23 protein-coding genes are annotated in these 22,104 nt (G+C 47.4%); 16 read left to right on the top strand and 7 right to left on the bottom strand.

Annotation, left to right across the window (positions count from 1 at the left end; translation table 11 throughout):
- Positions 1 to 3: 3 nt before the first annotated feature.
- Genes VAE48_RS12370 through cax form a run of 3 tightly spaced genes read right to left on the bottom strand, consistent with a single transcriptional unit; the run spans position 4 to position 1,952 of the window.
- Complete coding sequence (locus VAE48_RS12370; RefSeq protein ID WP_322793632.1) at positions 4 to 345, bottom strand: DUF971 domain-containing protein; 342 nt, start codon at positions 343 to 345, stop codon at positions 4 to 6.
- A gap of 14 nt (positions 346 to 359) precedes the next feature.
- A complete protein-coding gene (locus tag VAE48_RS12375) occupies positions 360 to 857 on the bottom strand; it encodes a hypothetical protein (RefSeq protein WP_322793633.1) in 498 nt (165 codons plus the stop codon).
- Between the two features lie 3 nt (positions 858 to 860).
- Positions 861 to 1,952, bottom strand: coding sequence for a calcium/proton exchanger (gene cax / locus VAE48_RS12380; protein WP_322793634.1), 1,092 nt, complete (start codon positions 1,950 to 1,952; stop codon positions 861 to 863).
- 101 nt (positions 1,953 to 2,053) lie between these two features.
- On the opposite strand from cax, the gene VAE48_RS12385 reads away from it, so the two are divergent.
- Both VAE48_RS12385 and rpe read left to right on the top strand, forming a co-directional pair.
- Positions 2,054 to 3,124 (top strand): protein kinase domain-containing protein, encoded by a 1,071-nt coding sequence (locus VAE48_RS12385; RefSeq protein ID WP_322793635.1) that lies wholly within the window; start codon positions 2,054 to 2,056, stop codon positions 3,122 to 3,124.
- A gap of 14 nt (positions 3,125 to 3,138) precedes the next feature.
- Positions 3,139 to 3,834, top strand: coding sequence for a ribulose-phosphate 3-epimerase (gene rpe / locus VAE48_RS12390; protein ID WP_322793636.1), 696 nt, complete (start codon positions 3,139 to 3,141; stop codon positions 3,832 to 3,834).
- Positions 3,835 to 3,859: 25 nt separating this feature from the next.
- On the opposite strand, the gene rpmB is transcribed toward rpe, so the two are convergent.
- Positions 3,860 to 4,102, bottom strand: a complete 243-nt coding sequence (rpmB, locus tag VAE48_RS12395; RefSeq protein WP_322793637.1) for a 50S ribosomal protein L28 — start codon at positions 4,100 to 4,102, stop codon at positions 3,860 to 3,862.
- A gap of 68 nt (positions 4,103 to 4,170) precedes the next feature.
- On the opposite strand from rpmB, the gene VAE48_RS12400 reads away from it, so the two are divergent.
- From VAE48_RS12400 to VAE48_RS12425, 6 genes are all read left to right on the top strand, one after another.
- On the top strand, positions 4,171 to 4,524 hold the full coding sequence (locus VAE48_RS12400) for an Asp23/Gls24 family envelope stress response protein (protein WP_322793638.1): 354 nt from the start codon (positions 4,171 to 4,173) through the stop codon (positions 4,522 to 4,524).
- Between the two features lie 39 nt (positions 4,525 to 4,563).
- Entirely contained in the window at positions 4,564 to 6,231 is a 1,668-nt protein-coding gene (locus VAE48_RS12405; protein ID WP_322793639.1) for a DAK2 domain-containing protein, read from the top strand.
- Positions 6,232 to 6,236: 5 nt separating this feature from the next.
- Entirely contained in the window at positions 6,237 to 7,097 is an 861-nt protein-coding gene (locus VAE48_RS12410) for a DegV family protein (RefSeq protein WP_322793640.1), read from the top strand.
- 62 nt (positions 7,098 to 7,159) lie between these two features.
- Positions 7,160 to 9,625 carry an ATP-dependent DNA helicase RecG gene (recG, locus tag VAE48_RS12415; protein WP_322793641.1) on the top strand — a complete coding sequence of 822 codons (2,466 nt, stop codon included), beginning with the start codon at positions 7,160 to 7,162 and terminating at the stop codon, positions 9,623 to 9,625.
- 10 nt (positions 9,626 to 9,635) lie between these two features.
- Positions 9,636 to 10,160 carry a pantetheine-phosphate adenylyltransferase gene (gene coaD, locus VAE48_RS12420; protein ID WP_416181045.1) on the top strand — a complete coding sequence of 175 codons (525 nt, stop codon included), beginning with the start codon at positions 9,636 to 9,638 and terminating at the stop codon, positions 10,158 to 10,160.
- Positions 10,161 to 10,235: 75 nt separating this feature from the next.
- Entirely contained in the window at positions 10,236 to 10,724 is a 489-nt protein-coding gene (locus VAE48_RS12425) for an ATP synthase F0 subunit B (RefSeq protein ID WP_322793643.1), read from the top strand.
- 35 nt (positions 10,725 to 10,759) lie between these two features.
- Here VAE48_RS12425 and lon read toward each other — a convergent pair whose 3' ends face one another.
- Both lon and VAE48_RS12435 read right to left on the bottom strand, forming a co-directional pair.
- Complete coding sequence (gene lon / locus VAE48_RS12430) at positions 10,760 to 13,267, bottom strand: endopeptidase La (RefSeq protein ID WP_322793644.1); 2,508 nt, start codon at positions 13,265 to 13,267, stop codon at positions 10,760 to 10,762.
- Between the two features lie 10 nt (positions 13,268 to 13,277).
- Positions 13,278 to 14,717: a folylpolyglutamate synthase/dihydrofolate synthase family protein gene (locus VAE48_RS12435; RefSeq protein WP_322793645.1), complete on the bottom strand. Its 1,440-nt coding sequence runs from the start codon at positions 14,715 to 14,717 to the stop codon at positions 13,278 to 13,280.
- Between the two features lie 65 nt (positions 14,718 to 14,782).
- On the opposite strand from VAE48_RS12435, the gene VAE48_RS12440 reads away from it, so the two are divergent.
- The 7 genes from VAE48_RS12440 to VAE48_RS12470 all read left to right on the top strand — a co-directional run bounded on the left by VAE48_RS12440 (position 14,783) and on the right by VAE48_RS12470 (position 20,311).
- Positions 14,783 to 15,070: a DUF503 domain-containing protein gene (locus VAE48_RS12440; protein WP_322793646.1), complete on the top strand. Its 288-nt coding sequence runs from the start codon at positions 14,783 to 14,785 to the stop codon at positions 15,068 to 15,070.
- Between the two features lie 18 nt (positions 15,071 to 15,088).
- The gene (locus VAE48_RS12445; RefSeq protein ID WP_322793647.1) at positions 15,089 to 15,880 is read left to right on the top strand and encodes an SDR family oxidoreductase; all 792 of its coding nucleotides are present in this window, start codon (positions 15,089 to 15,091) and stop codon (positions 15,878 to 15,880) included.
- Positions 15,881 to 15,947: 67 nt separating this feature from the next.
- A complete protein-coding gene (locus tag VAE48_RS12450; protein WP_322793648.1) occupies positions 15,948 to 17,855 on the top strand; it encodes a TIGR03960 family B12-binding radical SAM protein in 1,908 nt (635 codons plus the stop codon).
- Between the two features lie 9 nt (positions 17,856 to 17,864).
- On the top strand, positions 17,865 to 18,506 hold the full coding sequence (locus tag VAE48_RS12455; protein WP_322793649.1) for a TIGR03936 family radical SAM-associated protein: 642 nt from the start codon (positions 17,865 to 17,867) through the stop codon (positions 18,504 to 18,506).
- On the top strand, positions 18,503 to 19,207 hold the full coding sequence (locus VAE48_RS12460) for an RNA methyltransferase (protein ID WP_322793650.1): 705 nt from the start codon (positions 18,503 to 18,505) through the stop codon (positions 19,205 to 19,207). The genes VAE48_RS12455 and VAE48_RS12460 overlap by 4 nt, the downstream gene beginning before the upstream one ends.
- 18 nt (positions 19,208 to 19,225) lie before the next feature.
- Positions 19,226 to 19,453, top strand: coding sequence for a zinc ribbon domain-containing protein (locus tag VAE48_RS12465; protein WP_322793651.1), 228 nt, complete (start codon positions 19,226 to 19,228; stop codon positions 19,451 to 19,453).
- Between the two features lie 3 nt (positions 19,454 to 19,456).
- Positions 19,457 to 20,311 (top strand): SDR family oxidoreductase, encoded by an 855-nt coding sequence (locus tag VAE48_RS12470; RefSeq protein ID WP_322793652.1) that lies wholly within the window; start codon positions 19,457 to 19,459, stop codon positions 20,309 to 20,311.
- On the opposite strand, the gene VAE48_RS12475 is transcribed toward VAE48_RS12470, so the two are convergent.
- A complete protein-coding gene (locus tag VAE48_RS12475; protein ID WP_322793653.1) occupies positions 20,231 to 21,226 on the bottom strand; it encodes a COX15/CtaA family protein in 996 nt (331 codons plus the stop codon). The two genes, VAE48_RS12470 and VAE48_RS12475, sit on opposite strands and share 81 nt — an antisense overlap.
- Before the next feature lie 169 nt (positions 21,227 to 21,395).
- Between VAE48_RS12475 and argF the strand changes: the two genes are divergently transcribed.
- Positions 21,396 to 22,104: ornithine carbamoyltransferase (gene argF / locus VAE48_RS12480; RefSeq protein WP_322793654.1), on the top strand; the 709-nt coding region annotated here is incomplete at its 3' end.

Genomic DNA, 22,104 nt, shown 5'->3' on the forward strand with positions numbered 1-22,104 from the left:
TGATTAATTTGACGGGCGGCAAATTGCGCAGGGGCACAATTTTCGTAGATATTGCCAGTTAAATATCCCAAAATGATGGCCATCTTCCCATTCAATGGTGATAGCATAACTGCCTACAGCTTCCAACTTTTTCATTCGTGTGGCCGCAGATTCGGGAAGATCAATCTCAAAGACTTCTTCATCCGGTTCTGAACGCATGTTTTCATGGCCGCCACGGCAGGATGCACATGGACAGGCAGCCCTTAACAGCCCAAACGGATATCGAGAAAGATGTCCATCTTCCCATTCAATGGTCAAGACACGAGTTGTGCGATTTGCAGAAATCTTTTTTGGAGAATATTCCATTTTATTTTACGCCCTCAAGGTTGAGATTCGGTACCTAAATCAATTACTCTGAGAAAACGAGAGGCTGCCCAGCCGCTGCGTTTCTCATCATAAGGCGCGGTGAGATACCACCACGTAAAACCATCCGCTTCTTTGGGTCCATCCACTACTTTGAACACCTCCGATTCATACCCAAGAAACAAAATATCCGTATTGGTGCCTGGCTCCCGCCGAAGGCGCAATCCATCTCCACCCGTACCGAATATTTGCACAAACAAACCAACCCGGATGCCGTCTATTGTAATAGAAAGCGCCGGTTGGGTCGCGGTTGGGGTAGCAAAAAGGGACATTTGCCCACCGATGGTTGAGGTTGGGGCTGGCACTATGGTCAGTACAGCTGTCGCTTCCTGTGTCAATTCAACCTGTGTGGGTCTTAATAACAGTGTTCCAGCAATTATGGCAGCACCAATTAACAGGGCTATCAAAGCCGACAAAATAATCGTCCCACAGCCAGATGCCGGCAAATTCCTCATCGGTCATCCTCCCGTTGGCAGCAGGAAAAAACCAATTCCGAGAATTAGATACACCCCCAGTAATGTGGCTCCTTCCAGCCAATTCGATTCTCCGTCGAAGGCCACCATCGCCGCTATCACAACTCCTCCTCCCAGGGCGAGCAATTCAAAGCGGTTGAAAATTAAAGTCAGGGGATTGCCCATTAATAAACTGACAAATACCAGCAAAGGAGCAACAAACAGGGCAATCTGCAAACTGGACGAAACAGCAATTTCCATGGAAAGGTCCATATTGTTCCTGACCGCCACCGTTACGGACACCAAATGCTCTGCAATATTACCAATTAAGGGGATTAAAATCACACCCAAAAAGAATTCCGATACACCAAGGGAAACCACCACTTCTTCAACTGAACCGACCAAAAATTCACTCATGACAACCACTCCCAGGGTGGATAGCGTCAGTACCGCTATGGCTTGTGATGGTTTCCGGTGCCGGCTTACTTCAGTTTCTACTGCAACCGAAGCTACCGCAATCGGACTCCTGGTCATTTTGAGGGTGTAAATTAGGCCAGCAATATACAGGGCAATCATAACCGCTGCCACCCCCAGACTCAACGATTCGACCCCCCAACTCCCCTCAGCACCAATGGAGTGGCTGAAAAAAGAAGGAATTATTAAAGCTACAATAACCACAACCAGCATTACAGCATGGTTTGCGGCTTGTTGCCGATCGAACTTTTGAATTCCATTTTTTAGTCCTCCCAGAAGCATGGAAAGACCCATGACCAGCAATAAGTTCCCTATAATCGAACCCGTGATGGAAGCTTTCACCAATTCCAACAACCCCTGGCGGATTGCCATAATGGTAATGATTAATTCCGCCGCATTCCCCAGGGTGGCATTCAGCAATCCACCGATTTTTGGTCCAGTGTAAGCAGCCAGCGCCTCGGTCGATTCCCCAATCAAGGCCGCCAAAGGTACAACAGCCAATGCCGAAAAACCAAAAATCCAGATGGGTTGCCAATGTAAAAGCTCTGAAAGAATACTAACCGGTATTGCAAATAACAACATATGAACGGGATGTTTTTGGATATAGGAGATCAACGATTTCATAATGATTTTCCTCAACAAGATTATGTAGATTATAACTCCGATACCTGACAAGAAATTTGACATCAGAGGGTGTGATATAATTCAACCAGTAAAATTCGGACATGGAAGATTCAAAAACCGTTGTACCCATTTTAGGCAACCGGTATCAACTGCTCCAAACCATTGGAACTGGGGGTATGGCAGTTGTATATTTAGGTCGCGATACCATGCTGGAACGACCGGTGGCTATCAAAATCCTCCGGGAAGATTATTCCAAAAACGAAGCCTTCCGGGAAAGATTCCGATTAGAAGCAAAAGCGGCTGCTAATCTCTCCCATCCAAACATTGTAACCGTCCATGACTTTGGTTTTGATTCCGACCGTCTTTACCTCGTCATGGAATATTTACCAGGAACAGATCTGAAAACCATCTTGCGGGAGAGAACCCGTTTGCCTATCCAGGAAGCGGTGAATATTATTGTTCAGGCTGCAGCAGGGATTGGCTATGCGCACCGAGCCGGATTGATCCATTGCGATGTCAAACCTCACAATATCCTGGTGACCCCCGATCAACGCATCAAAGTTACCGATTTCGGTATTGCCCGCGCAATGGCCAGCATTCACCCTGAAGAGAGGTCGGACGTTGTGTGGGGCTCTCCCCTTTACTTTTCACCTGAACAGGCTGCCGGCGAACCTCCCTCACCCGCCTCTGATGTTTACTCCTTGGGCATCGTCCTGTACGAAATGGTCACAGGCAGACTTCCCTTTCAAAGCAACGACCCGGTTGAATTGGCGCGGATGCACCGGGAAGTTTTACCCCCTCATCCCCGCCGTTTTAACCCTGAAATCCCCCCCACCCTTGAACAAATCATCCTCAAAGTGCTTTCAAAGGAACCGGCTGCCCGTTATCGAACCGCAGATCAATTTGCAAGGGTTTTATCCACCTTCTTAGAAACTCAACAGGCTCACCCTCTTGTACGCCCAAACTCCTCCGAGGCAGATACTCAACCCCAACTGATCCCGCTGCAAACCCCTCCAGCTGCTCAACCATCTATGGCAACTCAGGAAAGTGATGATGCTGCCCTGAACATTGATTGGCTGACCATTTTTTTGGCTCTGCTGGCAATTTTAGCTGTGGGTGGTTTGATACCCTTTTGGTTATATGTCTGGTTTTCCTTTAATCCTCCCATCTGAAAGGGTTCATCAGGTTGTATTACCTATCGGCGTCAATTCTTTCTGCAGATTTTTCAAACCTCTCGGATCAAATCCGTCAGGCAGAAGATGCCGGTGTGGACTGGATTCACATTGATGTGATGGATGGACATTTTGTACCCAATATTACCATGGGGCCGTTTATTGTCGAAACCTGCCGAAGAATCACCTCTTTGCCACTGGATGTTCACTTAATGATTGAAAAGCCAGAGAATCACATCCAATCCTTTGTGAATGCAGGTGCAAACTGGGTAAGCATTCACATTGAAGGTAACCCCAATGTCCACCGCACTCTTCAACTGATTCGTTCATTAGGGGCAAAAGCAGGCATCGTTCTGAATCCGGGAACCCCTTCACAAGCAATAGAAGCTGTTCTTCCCTTCATAGACTTAGTCCTGGTCATGACGGTCAATCCCGGTTTCTCAGGTCAAACCTTCATTTCGCAGGTATTGTCCAAAATTACTTCAATTCGAAAATTAATAGATGAATCCAACCCCAAGGCTATAGTTCAGGTAGATGGTGGGATTAACCCTGAAAACATCGCGGCTGTAGCCGAGGCTGGGGCGGATTGTTTTGTGGCAGCTACAGCCATATTCAAGCACCCACAGGGGATCGCGGAGGGTGCCAAATCTCTTCGTTTGGCACTGCAAAAAAAAATGCGGCTTTCGCCGCAAATTCAAGAACGCGGCTAACGCCGCACATCTCGAAAGGATTGAACTACTTGGTCTTAACCAATGTCCGAATGCACTTTGCACACAAAACACGGCGCACTTTACGCCCACTTTCCATCACCGTCACCCGCTGCAGGTTGGGTTTGTAGGAGCGGTTTGTAGCGCGCATGGAGAAACTTCGGTTATGACCAAAAGTCGTTGTTTTACCGCACCGTTCGCATTTAGCCATGATCTTCAAATCCTTTCCAGCAACAAAACTATCTTCCAGCCGCACATTGACCGGACGCAAGGGTACATTTTACCACACAGCGCATCTTTTTTCAACTTAAATTGTTTTATAAAAGAGGGATTGCGACTATGAGCGAACCAAATCCACTGGGCAATATTTTTATCTCACACCGGGCAATTGCATCCATCGCCCATATGGCAGCCATTGAGTCTTACGGAGTTGTAGGTCTTGCCGGAAAAAATCTGGCGGAAGACCTTGCCAATAAAATTGTCAAAGATCCTTCCAAAGGAGTCGAGGTTGAGCTCAAAGAGGATGGCATCATTATTGACCTCTACATCATTGTCGAATACGGAACTCGGATTAAAATGGTAACTTCAAGTGTCGCTGAAAACGTCCGTTATCAAATCGAAAAATGGCTTGAGTTACCGGTGAAGGAAGTCAATGTTCACGTGCGCGGATTACGCATCAGCGACACGGATTAGAAATCTACTGAATTGGTTTGGAGCACTATGAGTGATGATGTGAATCGAACAACCCTGCCTCAGGCTAGGGAAATTGCACAGGCAGGGAAACTTGATGGAATTGCTTTGAAAAAATTAGTGGAAGCCGGCACACTTTGGTTGAAGACAAACCAGCAGCTGGTCAATTCTTTGAATGTTTTTCCTGTCCCCGATGGCGATACCGGTACCAACATGTTGTTGACCATGCAGGCCGCGTACAATGAAATCCTGCATTCCGAAGAAAAAAATGTTGGAAAAGTTGCCCACGCCATTGCACAGGGCGCTCTGATGGGGGCCAGAGGCAATTCAGGCGTGATCTTATCTCAGCTTTGGAGAGGATTTGCGCGTGCTTTGGATAATTTTGAAGAAGTAGATGGCGAAATTCTTATCAAAGCGCTGGTAGAAGCCAGGAACACTGCCTATAAAGGAGTCGTCCGACCCGTTGAAGGCACTATTTTAACGGTTGCCAAAGATATTGCCACCGCGATTGAAGCATTTAAAGGTAAACCTCTGACTTTGGAATGGCTGGAAAAAATTGTATTTGAAGCAGATTTATCCGTACAAAAAACCCCTGAACTGCTGCCCATTCTCAAACAAGCCGGTGTGGTAGATTCCGGTGGTAAAGGCTTATTCATAATATTGGAAGGAATGCTGCGCTACCTAAAAGGACAATCTCTGGAAACGCCCACTACCAGCGTACAACCGCTATCTGCAATGAACTTAGAGGAAACCATGGAAGAAATTGAGCCGGGTCAGGATTTTGAGGTTGTGGTAGATTTTCGACCTCATCAACCGCTGGATTTGGACCGTTTTTATGAGCATCTTTCTCAAATGGGAACCTCCATTCAAGTTGGTGAAGGTGACGGCATGTATCGTATGCACATTCATGTCCCCACCGAAAAACGCTATGAACCAATTGAGTACACCATGAGCCTGGGTACAATCACCAAAGTGGCCATCGAGAATCTTCTGGCTCAAATGGAAGAGAAAAAGAATTCCTCTCCACCAATTGAATTTCCACCATGTGAACCCGGAAAAATTGCGGTTGTAGCGGTGTCTCCCGGTCTAGGGCTTTCTCGAATTTTCGCGAGTCTGGGAGTAAATGCCATCGTTGAAGGTGGTCAGACCATGAATCCCAGCACCGAAGAAATCTTAAAGTCTTTTGAAAACCTGCCAACTGATCAAATTATTATTTTGCCCAATAACAAAAACATTATTCTGGCAGCTCAGAATGCCGCTTCCCTTTCAGTTAAAAAGGTAAAAGTCATTCCCACCAAGACCATTCCTCAAGGGCTCAATGTGATGCTGCGTTATGATCCTGATGGAGACCTGGATGAAATTGCTGCAGAGATGGAACAGTCCATTCTGGAAGTGGAGACCGGTGAAATCACTACAGCAACCCGCTCGGTTGAAATTAATGGAGTAAAGGTGAAAGAAGGACAGGTCATTGCCCTTTTGAATGGACAATTGGTTGCGTCAGCCAGCGATCTGGAAGAAGCCTGCTTTGAACTGCTCAATGCCGCAAAAACCGAAGAAAGAGAACGAATTACCCTGTTTTATGGTCAGAACATTACCCTGGATGAAGTAAATCAACTTGCAGAGAAAATACAGCAGAAATACCCCGACCACGAAATGGAGATTCACGAAGGCGGGCAGCCCCACTATCAATTAATCATTTCGATTGAATAAACGATATGCGCAAGATTGGCGTCCTGGTTGACAATACTGCTCAATTTCCTCGCCATTCATTTCCGGGACAGAATTTAATCCGAGTTGCAACCCATGATGTAGCCTTTCGTGGGGCAATCTATCCGGCGGGAGATGGATTGAAGGTTTCCGAATTGCCGTCGTTTGCAAGAGAACAAGATGCACCTAAACTGCTTTCACCTTCTCCAGAAAAATTCAACCAGATTTTAACCGGAATGGGCACCGAATTTGACGAAGTGCTGGTATTGGTACATTCCTCTCACCTGAGCAGCACATTTTACAATGCCAGTCTGGCAGCCTCAAGCCTGCAAGGCAGGCTGCAGGTTAATGTAATAGATACCAACACCTTTTCGGCTGGGTTGGGAATGCTGGCGCAACTGGCTGCTCAGGTTATTCAGCAGGGGGCTGATCTCGCCGAGGTTGAGCACATCGTCAGACAACAAGCTGCTCATACCTACACAATCGTTTGCTGCCCGGGGCTTTCCTATCTGTCTCAAAACGGGATTGTTGATCCGGCTCAGGCCGTTGTTGGAGAATTCCTTTCAATGATGCCGGTATTTTCCTTTGAAGACGAACGCCTGACGCCCATTGAAAAAATGCGCAATAACCGAAATATCACGGAGTTTTTCATCGAATTTGTTGAAGAGTTTGATGATTTACAACACATTGCGGTCGTCCAAAGTGTCCCTCCTTTACTGCACGAAACCCGTAGCATGCGCCAGATATTCCTGGAAAATTATCCAACGACCAGTTACAGTGAACATAATCTCAATTTGACCACGGCCATTCTTTTCAGTCCCAAAATGGTTGGGCTGATTGTTGCAGAAACGGTATCCGAAGACGGATAGCATAACTTTTTTTCAAACACCCGATCCATAGCCTGCTTTCCAGAATAGGGTAAAATAATCTCATGTCATCTGCACTGGAAAAAATTAGAAAATTCCTCAAACTGGAAATTGAGCGCGGTTACGACAATCGAGCTGTTGTTGGCGGACTGGATAAAATTATCCCCGCATGGGAACAGGAAGCCCATCAAGACGGCCTGCCCTCTACGGTAGTCCGCCAAATTTGCGATAAATTATCCCAATACCCTTCACTTTCTACTGACCTGCGAGAAAAAATTATTCAAGAAATCCTTGAAATTGCAGTAAATTCATCGAATTTTGCGCCGGAACCCGCGTTTTCTCCCCCACCAGGTGAAGAAATTGATTACCCACTTCTAAATAATGCAAAAAAAACCACCTTTTCGGTTAACCCGGCAAATCCTGCCCCACATGAGTCAAAAAACAAACCAACTGGTTTGGAGGCGAGTCTAAAAGTATTACCTGGAATCGGGCCAAAAAACGCCCAAAATCTCGAAAAATTGGGGCTTCACAAGCTGGAAGACTTATTGTATTTCTTCCCGCGCCGGTATGATGACTTTTCAAAAATGAAGCCAATCAACCAGGTGCGCTTCGGTGAGGAACTCTCCGTAGCCGGTACAGTGCAAAAATCCCAGCTTCGGGAAATCAAAGGCAACCGAACACTGTTTGAAGCTGTGATTTCAGATGGTACCGGTTCATTGCGTGTTTCGTGGTTCAATCAGCCATGGCTTGAGAAAAACCTTCGTCCCGGTGTTCAGGTTGTCCTCTCCGGTAAAGTAGACATGTATCTTGGAAGATTATGCATGAATAATCCCGAATGGGAATTGCTGGATCAGGAACACCTGCACACCAATCGTATTGTGCCGGTTTATCCATTGACCGCTGGTGTGAGCCAAAAAGTTTTACGCCGTTTGATGTATCAGACAGTCAGCTTTTGGGCAACACGGATTGCAGATTTTCTGCCGGATGAGATTCGGTCGGCTGGCGATCTTCTTCCCCTCCCACAGGCTCTTCGTCAAATCCACTTTCCCGACAGCGATGCAAATCTCAATTTAGCCCGCCAGCGATTGGCTTTTGATGAAATATTCCTCATCCAGTTGGGGGTGTTAAGGCAAAAACAAAATTGGCAGAACCGAACGGCTCACATATTTGAGATTAGCGAAGACTGGCTTACCGCTCAAATTAACCGGCTTCCATTTCCCCTCACCAATGCGCAACAAAGAGCCATCCGCGAAATTCGTGCCGATTTATCCTCCGGCCGCCCCATGAATCGCCTGCTTCAAGGTGATGTTGGCTCGGGTAAAACGGTAGTAGCCGCGTTGGCAATAGCCATGGTGACCGCTTCTGGCATGCAGGCAGCCCTGATGGCGCCAACCAGCATCCTGGCAGAACAACATTACCGCAGTTTTCAAAAATTATTCGTCCGCTCTGATACGGATGACTCAGCCCCTTTTAGCGCCGCAGAGGTACGCTTGCTGGTCGGTGATACACCCGAAAAAGAAAAACAGGAGATTCGCGAAGCGCTGGCCTCTGGTGAAATAAAATTGTTAATAGGTACTCATGCTCTTATCGAAGACCCTATCGAGTTTAAGCACCTTCAACTGGCAGTGATTGATGAACAACACCGTTTTGGAGTTGCTCAACGCTCTGCTTTACGCGCCAAGGGCAATAACCCTCACCTGCTGGTAATGACCGCTACACCAATTCCCCGCTCTCTGGCTTTGACCATTTACGGGGATTTGGATCTTTCTGTGATGGATGAAATGCCAGCCGGACGGCAACCCATTGAAACGCGCATCTTCACCCCCTTAGAACGCGAACGGGCATATTCTTTCATCCGTGCTCAGGTTCGCCAGGGTTATCAGGCTTTTATCATCTATCCCCTGGTTGACCAGGAGCAATCCGAAACCGAAGACGCTCTTGCAGCTGTTCAACAACAACAACGTCTTCAAAAAGAGGTCTTTCCTGACTTGAAAATTGGACTGTTGCATGGCAGAATGCGCCCCGAAGAAAAAGAACTGGTCATGCGCCAATTCCGGGATCGGGAATACCACATTCTGGTATCTACATCAGTTATTGAAGTGGGTGTGGATGTACCGAATGCAACAGTAATGTTAATTGAAGGAGCCAACCGCTTCGGGTTAGCTCAATTGCATCAGTTCCGCGGACGCGTAGGGCGCGGCAATGCCAAATCCTACTGTATCCTCATTCCGGACAATGAGGACGCTGCAGAGAATGAACGTCTCTCTGCAATGGTCGAAACCAATGACGGTTTTGTGCTTGCCGAAAGAGATTTACAACAACGCGGCCCCGGAGAATTTTTAGGCACTCGGCAGGCTGGTTTTGCCGATTTAAGAATTGCCAACCTCACCGATGTCCACACCATCGAGAAGGCCCGCAATCTTGCTCAGCAATTGTTTGAAAAAGATCCGCAATTAAGTGACCCTCGTTATCAGCCTCTTCTTGAAAAGTTAAATGCTTTCTGGGGGGAAGGACGAGGAGATATCAGCTAAGGAAAACATCATGGTCAGAGCCGTATTCCCCGGAACTTTCGATCCAATTCATTACGGACACATGGATATTGCCCGCCGCGCTGCCCGCCTGTTCGATGAAGTTATCATTGCAGTGTATAACAAACCACTTAAGAATCTGCTTTTTACCCCCGAAGAACGATTGAAGCTTGTTCAACAAACTTTCTTCGCTGAACCGAAATTTACCGTTGTGGGTTACAGCGGTTTGACTGTTGAATTTTGTAAAAATGTCGGCGCTCAGGTAATTATTCGCGGATTACGTGTTTTTTCAGACTTTGAGCATGAGTTCCGAATGGCGCTCGCCAATCACCGCCTTTATCCGGATATCGAAATGATCGCCTTAATTACCAGCGAGCAGCACACCTTCCTTTCATCATCAACCGTGCGCGAAATTGCATCACTGGGAGGAGATATCAGTAGCATGGTGCCGCTTCATGTTGCTGAAGCCTTGAAGAAAAAATTCAATGAACTTGGGGATGGACAATCTGTGGTGCCAATTACAGCACTAAGAGATTGAAATGCGTATAATATTTAATTAACTGGCTTGAAAATTGCACCACCCTTTCTCAGGCTTGGAAAGCGGAGGAAAAAAATGGACATACTGCATTTGGTAGATCGTTTGGAAGAATTATTCAATGAGAGCCGTCCAATTTGGTTCACCCATTCAGTAATGGTGGATGAGGACCGCATGTTGGACTTGATTGACCAGATGCGGGTATCCATTCCGGAAGAAATCAAAAAAGCCCAGCAAATCCTCGCTCAACGCGACCGGATTCTTGCTCAGGCTCAAGAAGAAGCCAATCGTACCATCCAGTTGGCTCGTGAAAAAGCCGAGCAAATGATTGAACGGGATGCCATTATTCAGGCTGCCCATGCTCGGGCTGAGCAAATCATTCAACAAGCGCGTTTGGAAACCGAAACGACCAAACGTGACGCCGATGAATACGTGCTTGAGTCTCTTTCGCGGTTGGAAGTTGAATTGGAAAAGATGCTTAATCAGGTACGCAACGGGGTAAGAGCCTTACAAAGCGAAAGGCAACAGTCGCTGACATCTACCCCGATTCAAACCGAAAAAGATTGAAACAGCAAAAAAAGCAGCCTCGCGGCTGCATTTTTTTATGTCTGGGTAGTTTCTTTTGCTTCTCCCTCTTCGCTTTTCTCCGCTTTCTTCGCAGCATGTTTACGTACCCGCACAGCCTCTTTGTGGGGTTTGGGTCCCAGTGCTATATCCAGCACTTCATCCATGTGAGTAACCGGTTTTATTTGTAAATCCTGCCGAACTTTCTTGGGTAAATCTATCAAATCTTTTAAGTTCCTTTCGGGTAGAATGACGACTTTCAATCCCGCTCGGTGAGCCGCCAGCACCTTCTCGCGAACCCCTCCTACCGGCAGGACACGCCCCCGCAGGGTGATTTCTCCGGTCATTCCAACATCTTTTGAAACACCGCGTTCGGTAAAGGCAGAAATTAAGGCCGTGGCAATTGTGATGCCTGCGCTCGGACCATCTTTTGGAATCGCTCCTTCAGGAATATGAATGTGAATGTCCAATCTCTCAAAGGCTTCGGGGTCAATTTCTAAATCTCTGGCGCGCGACTTGAGATAGGACAAAGCAGCCTGAGCCGATTCTTGCATCACTTCTCCAACCTGGCCGGTAATTTGCAAATTACCCTTCCCTTCCAATATAGCCACCTCAACCGGCATGATCTCTCCGCCGTTTTCGGTCCACGCTATTGCGGTTGCCACTCCAACTTCATCCTTTTTCTCCGCTTCGGTCATAAAAAATTGAGGCGGACCTAAAAACTTTTCCACAAGTTCCGGCTGCAATCGGTGCGGGAAGGATTTACCTTCCGATTTTAACCTTGCAAGTTTTCTACACATTCTGCCAATTTCACGTTCTAAATTACGGACGCCAGCCTCATAGGTATATTCTCGGATAATTTTTCGCAGTGTTTTTTCTTGAAATTTGATGTCTTCCCCCTCCAATCCGCTTTCTTCCAGTTGGCGGGGAATCAGAAAGCGATAGGCAATTTCCAACTTTTCCTCTTCAATGTAACCAGGGAACTCAATAATTTCCATACGGTCCATCAAAGCCGATGGTATTGTAGCCAGTGTATTCGCCGTAGTAATAAACATGACCTTGGAAAGATCGTAAGGAAGTTCCAGATAATGATCCGAAAAGGCGTGATTCTGCTCCGGGTCCAGCACTTCTAACAGGGCAGCAGATGGATCGCCGCGAAAATCTGAACCCAGTTTATCAATTTCGTCCAGCATAAACAGGGGATTAATGGTTCCTGCCCGGCGCATCGTTTGTAAAATGCGTCCCGGCATTGCCCCAATATAGGTGCGCCGGTGGCCGCGGATTTCAGCCTCATCCCGCACTCCACCTAACGAAACCCGCACAAATTTACGACCAAGTGCTTCCGCAATTGACCGCCCCAGTGAGGTTTTGCCGGTGCCCGGCGCTCCAACAAAGCATAAAATTGGTTGTCTCAACCGTTTGGGTTTCAGGCTGCGAACAGCAATATATTCTAAAATTCGATCTTTGGCTTTACCGAGACCGTAATGGTATTTTTCCAAAACCTTGGCAGCGTTGGCAACATCCAGATTATCCTCGGTTTCTTGCACCCATGGTAACTCTAAAATCCAGTCCAGATAGGTGCGGATAATTCCCACCTCGGGAGCCATAGAAGGCATTTGGGAAAGGCGGTCAACTTCTTTTAAAGCCACTGCCCGCACTTCATCAGGCATTGGGGTCGCTAGGATCTTGTCGCGCAATTCGGTTACTTCGCGGCTGAAAATATCCCCCTCTCCCAGCTCTGTCTGAATAGCTTTCATTTGCTCGCGCAAGTAAAATTCACGCTGACTGCGATCTACTTCACTTTGAACTCGATTTTGAATCTCATCTTCCAACTGCAACACATCCAATTCCTGTGCCAGCAACCAGTTGACTCGTTTCAGGCGGTCAATCGGATCAACCAGTAAAAGCAGTGTTTGCCGTTCGCTTTGGGGTAATGAAATTGCCGTCGCGACCATATCGGCCAGCCAGCCCGGTTCGTGAATGTTTAAAGAAAACAAATGCGCTTCTTCCGGCAGGCTGCGATCCAGTTGAACACAACGCTCAAACAAATCGCGAGTTGTGCGCATCAACGCCTCGGTTTGACGCCCAATTTTGGAAGGTTCAACTATCGGGCGGGCGCGAACCCGGTAATACGGCTCGGTTTGAACGAATTCGACAATCTCCACCCTGCGCCGGCCTTGGATCAAGGCCGAATTATTCCCATCCGGAATATTCAACAATCGCCCCACCGCAATTTCAACCCCGATGGGTAAAAAGTCTTCCGGTTTAGGGTCTTCAATTTCAGAATCTTTCAACACTAACGCAATCATCGTCTCAAAATTAAATTGAGCGTCTTCGATGGCCTGTAAGTTCGATCCCGGGATGATAAATATGGGGGAAACCATGCGCGGATAAATCACCATATCCCGCATGATTAATGCCGCGCACTCAATCAGCCCATTTTCATCTGGTTCCGCATCCGGAACCTGATACAGCTCCTCCGTGCGCTGATGCAAAGAGGAGGAAAACTCCTCAAAATCATTTGGTAACCAGTTATCTTTTTTCATACACCTGTACTCATGAAATTGGCAAACGGTTGCCGAGTCGTCTAATAATCTCTGGTTTTCTTGAGATTTCACCGATGAACTTTCGCGCACCGGCTGCAACAAAAATGCTTCCAGTAACCAGTAAAATCGAGTCCGAAGTCAAGCGTTTAATTGCTTGCTCAATTGCTGCTTCCAACGGAAGAAATACCATTTTGGGCAATGAATAATTCGAAGCAATCTCAACCAGTTGGTCGGCATGATAAGAACGAGGGTGAATGGATTGAGTAAAGATTACTTCATCCGCCCGCGGTAGCAACTCGGCAAAAATTCCTGGTATATCCTTATCGTCCGAAGCGCCGAAAACCAGAATCAAGCGGTTCTTCGGAAAATATTGATTAATGGTTTCAATTAATTTTAATGCTGAATAGCGGTTATGTGCAGCATCCACAACGATTGGCGGTTGTAAGTTGAGAATCTCAAATCTGCCCTCCCACTTGACTTGTGAGAAACCACGTTGAACAGCGGAACGCTCAAGTTTCCATCCGTACTTTTTTATGACATCTAAGGCACAAAGTGCGGTAAGAGTATTTTCAATTTGATGGTCACCCAATAGTGGCAAAACGATTTCAAAATCGTCGTGATCTTGCGTTTTTCGGGGTATTATTCGCAACTTTTGATGGGCTAATGTCCGTTCGATTACCTCAACATGATATGGCTGGTCAGAAATGATCAGTGGGGCTTCCTTTTCGGCAGCAATTCGTTCAATGACTTGCATCGCCTCTGGCTTTTGCGGTGAACTGACCACCGGCCGGCCTGGTTTGATGATGCCGGCTTTCTCTGCAGCAATTTTATCCAGTGTATCTCCTAGCACTTTCGTATGATCCAATGAGATCGAAGTAATCACAGAAACCAAAGGGGTTACCAGATTGGTAGCATCCAGTCTTCCACCCAATCCAACTTCAATAACCGCAATATCAACCTGTTCTTCGGCAAAGTACAAAAAACCTGCCGCAGTGGTTAATTCAAATGTGGTTAGCCGCTCAATTTGGCGGACGGCAGGCTTAAGTTTTTCTACCACCTGAACCAGCCGCGAACCAGGTATATGCTGGCGGTTGATTTGGATTCTTTCGCAAAAATCCTCCAAATGCGGCGAAATATAAAAGCCCGTTTTATAGCCGGCAGCCTGCAAGCCGGCTGCAATCATTGCTGCCGTCGAACCTTTCCCCTTCGTACCGGCAACATGGATAACCGGATATTGCTGGTGAGGGTTTCCCAGCCAGGCTAACAACGCAGCCATTCGGCTGAGATCGAATTTTTCGGCTGAAAATTGCAAATTTCGAGTAAGGCTATAATCAACAAAACTGTATAGAAAATCCAGAGTTTTTTGGTATTCTTGCGGGTCAAAGTTCATCAGCTGTCCAGTATTTCTTAATGACTTCACTGTATTGTACTCAAGCAAAACCTTTTTCACAAGATTTAGATTAACTTGCTTGACGTCCACACTTGCCCGATTACAATAAGAACAGGGTTTGCTCCATGCCTGCGATTGGATTACTAATTCTCCATATTCACCTGCCTGTTTCTCTCTCCTTAAAGCAGAAACGAGGTCTGCTCAAACCCCTTTTGACTCGGCTGCATAAGGAATTCAACATATCGGTCGCCGAAATTGGATTGAATGACCATTGGCAGGAAACTCTAATTGCCTGTGCAATGGTGTGTAATGACTGCACTTTTGCAACCCAATCTTTACAAAAAGTGCATACCTTTGTCGAAAATCAATTTCCCAACCTGCCCATTGTGGATCACCGCATTGAATGTTTTTAGCAGAAAGGAACTTTCTCTATGGATTTGAATCTGCACAACAAAATTGCTCTGATCACCGGCGCAAGCCGCGGCTTAGGATATGCTACAGCCGAATTGCTGGCACATGAAGGGGCAAAAGTAGCCCTGAACAGTCGAAATTCAGAATATTTGGAAAAAGCCTGTAAAAAAATTGAAAGTTTAACCGGTATTCCCACCCTGCCAATTCCCGGCGATGTGTCTGACCCTGAAATCGCCGAATCATTGGTCAAAAAGGTCGTTGATGAATGGGGAGGTTTGGACATCCTCATCACCAATGCAGGTGGACCACCGGCAGGCAAATTTGAAACCTTTGACATTGAGGCTTGGCAAAACGCAGTCCATCTCAACTTTTTCTCCGCAGTGTTTTTGATTCGAGCGGCTTTACCGTACCTGCGCAAGTCCTCCTCACCGGCGGTCTTAACGATTACATCCATTTCTGTCAAACAGCCTATAGATGGACTGGTGCTTTCCAACAGCGTGCGCGCCGCCACCGTTGGTTTGACAAAAAGCCTTGCGCTCGAATTAGGCAAAGAGGGGATTCGATTCAATTCCATTTTACCCGGCTGGACAGCCACCGAGCGTGTGGAACAGTTATTACAGCATCGCGCTCGTTCCAACAACACCAGTGTGGAAGAAGAAAGACAAAAAATTGCCTCTCAAACCGCGCTGGGGCGCATGGCCGAACCTCGCGAATTTGCCCGTGTTGCAACCTTTCTTGTCTCACCGGCCGCCAGTTATGTCACCGGCAGCATGATCGCAGTGGATGGTGGTTTTTATCGCGGCACACTGTAAATTGGACAAAATGGGTTAAAATAAGCATTGTCCCCATATTACAGGTTTGAGAGGATTAGACAAATCCATGGATAAACGCACTTTGGTCAGCCGGTTAGAGCGAATTCTACCGACAGTTGAAAAACCCGGTCGTTATTTTGGTGGTGAATTAAATCAGGTTTATAAAGACTGGGATTCCGTTAAGACACATGTAGCCCTTGCCTTTCCCGACATTTATGATATTGGCGTTCCCAATCTGGGTTTGACCATTCTCTATCATCTGCTCAACGAACGGCAAGATGTACTTGCAGAGCGAGTATATCTTCCATGGGTGGACATGGAAAACGCCATGCGCCAAAACGGAATTCCGCTTTACGCGCTTGAATCCAAAACCCCTGTTTCAGAATTTGATATTCTCGGTATCACACTGCCCTATGAAACCCTTTACACCAATGTTCTCAACCTGCTTGATCTGGCGCGAATTCCGCTCCACAGCAGCCAGCGCACCATTCGTGACCCATTGGTAATTGCTGGCGGACATGCCGTATTTAACCCTGAACCCATTGCACCATTTTTTGATGCCTTTGCGATTGGTGAAGGCGAAGAAATTATCCACGACATTGTAAATACCTATCAAGCCTGGAAAGAACACCCAACCTCCCGGCAGGATTTACTGGCAGAGCTGGCCAGGATTGAGGGTATTTATGTCCCCTCCTTTTACGAACCTGAATACAAAGAAGATGGCACAATTCGTACTATTCATCGGCTGCATCCCAACGCACCGGCTCAAGTGCAAAAAAGACTGGTTGCGCATCTCCCCAAACCTCCAACACGTTTCATAGTACCTTCAATCAGTGTGGTGCATAACCGCGTTTCCATTGAAATCATGCGAGGCTGCACACGAGGATGTCGTTTTTGCCATGCCGGCATGGTCACTCGGCCGGTGCGCGAGCGCAATGTAGATGAAATCGTCTCAGCTGTGCGAGAAGCTTTGGAAGCAACCGGTTTTGAGGAAGTCGCGCTACTGTCCCTCTCTTCATCCGATTATACCCATATCCTTGATCTGGTCAGTCGCGTTGCTGCCGAAACCAGCGATCATTATCTGACCATTTCGCTTCCCTCTCTCCGGATCGAATCCTTTTCGGTCAATTTGATGGAAAAACTGCGCGGTTCCCGGCAAGGCGGCTTTACCCTTGCGCCAGAAGCCGCTACTGAGAGGATGCGAAACATGATCAATAAACCCATTTCCACCCAGCAATTGCTGGATACAGCACGCGAAATTTACGCCCGCGGTTGGACGACCATAAAACTCTACTTCATGATCGGACATCCATCCGAAACCATCGAAGATGTTCAGGCAATCGCCGATTTGTGTAAAGCCGTACTTGCAGAGGGTAAAAAAGTCATTGGTAAACGTGCCACCCTGCACGCGGGAGTCAGCACCTTTGTGCCAAAGCCGCATACTCCGTTTCAATGGGTTGCCTGCGACACCCTCGACCAGATTGAATCCAAGCAAGCTCTCTTAAAGCGGGAATTGCGCGGTCCAGGGTTGAAATTGACCTGGAATAATCCCTACGAAACTTTGATGGAAGCCTGGCTTTCTCGCGGTGACCGTCGTTTGGCGAAGGTTATCGAAACTGCATGGCAATTGGGAGCAAAGTTTGATGCCTGGCAAGACCAGTTTAACTACGCTGTCTGGCAGCAGGCCTTTGCTATGCATGGAATTGACCCGGCTTTTTACACGCATCGCCAAAGAAGCAAAGACGAGATTTTCCCATGGGATCACATTTTCAGCGGTGTACGGAAGGCCTATCTCTTAAGTGAGTACCACGCATCTTTAATAGAAAAAACCCAAAACGATTGCCGTCAGGGTTGTTTTGCCTGTGGAATACTTCCGAAGTATGCCGATATCCGCCGGAACAACCCCGGCAGTCACTGGAAGTGCCCGGAAGTGCCCCGTCGTCCGATAAAAGTCAACATCGAACAAACCGCCTAAGGCTTACCCATGCAGCGCTTCCGCATTCAGTACAACAAAGATGCTCCATTACAATACATTGGGAACCTTGACCTGCACAAAGTTTGGGAACGATATTTACGTCGGGCTCGCGTTCCTGTTGCCTACACGCAAGGTTTTCATCCTCAGCCAAAAATTCAACAGGCTGCTCCGCTACCCTTAGGCTTTCTCAGCCAGAATGATTTGATTGATGTGTGGGTCGAAGCAGATGAAAATGAGTTTAAAGAAGACGACTTTTTTATTCACCTCCAAACCACACATCAACCCGGCATTGAAATCCTTTCTGTAAAGGCAGTCGCGCTCAACTCACCCAGTCTGCCCACGCTAATCCTTTCTTCTCTCTACCGCGTCATTCCACTGGATCCCCTCAACCTTCCCGAAGTCCAAAATCGCCTCAAGGAATTACTGGAACGCAACACCATCATTCGTACTCGACGAAACAAAACCTACGATTTACGACCGTTAATTGAAAACATCTTGTTACGCTCACTTCCAGATAACTGCCTCGAGTTCCAGATGCAGCTTTCTGCACGAGAAGGGGCAACCGGCCGACCCGAAGAAATCCTGATTGAATTAAGGCTTGATCCACACGCTGCCCGTTATGTTCGTACAGGATTTATAATGAAAGAATGAGAGCTGTACAACTTTCCCACCCATTCTACCAGTGCAGTAACCCAAAATGCGCCCTGCGGATACCTGCCGGGCGGGCGGCACAAACGGGCCAGTTGACCTGCCCCCGCTGTAAATCACCGCTTTTACCGGTCCCCACTGCGCAGGAAGTACAAACCACCCTCAGCCAATCGAGCCATAGTACAACCCCTTCCCTCCATTTAGAGGCTTTATTAGACAACATCCGCTCAACTTTCAATGTTGGCGCAATGTTTCGCACTGCGGATGGTGCCGGTTTACGACACTTATACTTGAGCGGTTTAACTCCCCTGCCCGGCAACCCGCGGATTTCCAAAACTGCATTGGGGGCTGAATTTGCCGTTCCTTGGGAATATGCCCCTAACGGGTTACAATTGGCCCAATCTCTCAAGGCTGAAGGTAAAATCTTGTGGGCTTTGGAGACAACCCCGGCAGCCTGCTCATTATTTGAAATTCAATCCATTCCCTCCCATCAAGCCCTCGTACTGGTAGTAGGCAACGAAGTGAGCGGTATTGACCCTCAAATATTGGAATTATGCGATCAAACGCTCTTCATCCCAATGGTCGGTTACAAACGCTCCTTGAACGTGGCTGTTGCGTTTGGGATCGCAGCATATCACCTCACCTTTTTAACGCAGGCTCATTTGACTGAGCCACCAATCCGGAGTAAAATCCAGCCACGATAATTGTGGAGGAGGAAGGCGATGCCGCTTTACGAATATACCTGTCTGGATTGTGGTTCGCAATTTGATGCTTTTCGTCCCATTAAGGACGCCGACGAGCCGATTCAGTGTAAAAAATGTTTCAGTCAGAACACCCGCAGAGCTTTATCTCTCTTTTTTGCCGCCTCAGAAGGCAAGCCGGTTGCTGGCAGCTCTTCCTCCGGTTGCTCATCTTGTAGTGGTGGATCCTGTTCCTGCTGTGGCAATTGAGCAATGGCGGCAACGCTCACCGATTTTTATCAGAATAAAAAGGTTTTGATTACCGGTGGATCCAGCGGCATAGGACTGGCTCTCGCCAGTCTTTTGATTCAAAATCAAGCAAAGGTTTGCATTCTCGCCCGAACTCCGGAAAATCTCCAAAAAGCCGTCCGCGAACTGGAAAATACACATCCTTCACCAGATGTCGAAATTTCCAGTCTTACAGCCGACGTTTCTGATTCGGCTAATCTAAATCAAGCTCTTTCCACTTTGTTATCCCGTTGGGGGAAAGTGGACATTTTAATCAATTCTGCCGGAGTTGCCCACCCCGGTGAGTTCTGGCAATTGGAAGAAAAAATCTTCCATCATATGATGCAAATCAATTATTTTGGAACGGTAAATGCCATTCGTGCCGTATTGCCAGAAATGTTAACAGAAAAGAATGGCATCATTGTAAACATGTCCTCCGTCGTTGGCTACATGAATATCTACGGTTACACCGCTTATGGCGCTTCCAAATATGCGGTGACGGGTTTATCGGACGCTTTAAGAATGGAATTAAAACCTCACGGAATTCAGGTTTCGCTTGTCTATCCGCCCGATACGGATACCCCTCAATTAGCCTACGAGAATCAATACAAGCCGTATGTAACCAAAGTTCTGGCAAGCAGCGGAGGAATTCTCAAGCCCGACCAGGTTGCGCGGGAAATTCTCATCGGAGTAGCCCGCCGTAAATATATTATTCTGCCCGGTTTCGAAAACAAATTGATATATTTTGCGTTCCGTTTACTAGGTAAGGGATTGACTTACGCTTTGATGGATCGCATGGTCGCGTCTGCCTTGCAGCGCAAAACGACCGCTAAAAAATAACTCCGCCAGCCAAAGCCACGCCAACCAGATCAGATTGGTTACCAGCAAATGCAGAATTTGCATCCACACCGGCGCCAGCAGGATGACGTTGATGACTCCAAGCACAAGTTGTAACACAAATAGCGCACTGAGCGCGTAGGTTGCCTGTTGCATCAATTGAAAAGGAAAATTTCTACGAAATGCAAGTGCCGCTGCAAGGGTATAAACCCCCATCAGAGCGGCAATTCCCGGATGGAAAACCCGCAAGCGAATTAAGAAGTTGGCAGTGGGGTCAAAATCCTGCTGCAACCCCTGAACAAGAGAAGTGGCAGGATAAAGGGTGTCTCCCAGTGCGGTGACGGCCCCGCTTGCGCCAAGAACAATCATTCCAATCAGCCCAAGGTAAATCAATACACTCCATCCACCTCGCTTCAGCTCCAACCGGTTTGAGTGATCATCTGCACTCCACCGGGCGGTTAGGAAAATAGCCGCAACCAGCAAGAATGTATTGATTAGATGAATCATCATCACCACGGCGCGGTGAATCGAGTCGTTTTGTCCAGTTAACTCATTCAATACCAGAACAGCCCCAATTAATGATTCTACAATAGTGAAAACACCGGCAGCCGCAGCAGATTTTCGCACCAAATGGCCTTTGGGGAATAACCGGAAAGCTGCAATTACCAGCACGGCCATTAAAATCACGACCAGTCCACTGGAGAGACGATGGGTAAATTCAATCAGCGTTTCAACTGCCGGTGCACGGGGAATCACCTCGCCATTGCATAAAGGCCAGTGTGCCCCGCAACCTGCACCAGAACCGGTAGCACGCACAAATGCCCCCCATAGAATGACCAGAATATTGTAAAAAAGAACTCCCCACACATATTTTCGAAACGATTGAATTGATTTGAAAATATTGGTCATTGTCATCATAATCCCTTTCCAATTTATTTTACCGGGCTGGTAGCGCCTTGTATAGATTGGTACGCTGTTTAACTTAAGACAAAAGACCCAAGCAAACATGCTAAAGACCACTGGTAGAACCTTAAGGGTATGTTATACTCTGTATGCCCCCAAATTCCATTCCTAAAAAGGAGCCCATATGAAAAAAGATTTTCTTGCGGTTTCTGACTATACCCCGGCAGAACTACAAGGAATGCTTGATTTGGCAATCCGCCTGAAGCAAGAATGGCAGGCAGGCGGAAACGAGCCCCTGCTCAAAAACAAAGTTCTTGGGATGATCTTCCAAAAACCCAGCCTGCGCACCCGGGTCAGTTTTGATATGGCCATGCGCCATCTGGGCGGGGATGCGTTGTACCTCTCACCCAATGAAATTGGCTTGGGGCAGCGCGAATCGATCGCGGATGTTGCCCGCGTCATGTCCGGGTATGTGGATGCCATGATGGCCAGAGTATTCGCCCATGAGCACGTGCTGGAACTGGCAAAATGGTCGAGCATCCCTGTCATCAACGGTCTGAGCGATTATAACCACCCCTGTCAGGCAATGGCGGATGCCCTCACAATTCAGGAAGAATTTGGCTCGCTCAAAGGATTGAATGTCACCTTTATTGGCGATGGCAATAATGTAGCCGTATCTTTGATGCACATCTGCACGAAATTGGGTGCAAATTTCACCATCGCCAGCCCGGAAGGGTACGATATTGTCCCCAAAGCGGTTGAAATGGCCAAGCAATTTGCCGCCGAAAGTGGCAGCCGGTTGACTTTCTTGCGCGACCCACATCAGGCCGTCAAAGATGCCCATGTCATTTATACCGACACCTGGACCAGCATGGGACAGGAAGCGGAAGCCA

Origin of the sequence: Bellilinea sp. (genome assembly GCF_034432615.1) — a bacterium.
In the GTDB taxonomy this organism is placed as follows: Bacteria; Chloroflexota; Anaerolineae; order Anaerolineales; family Anaerolineaceae; genus Bellilinea.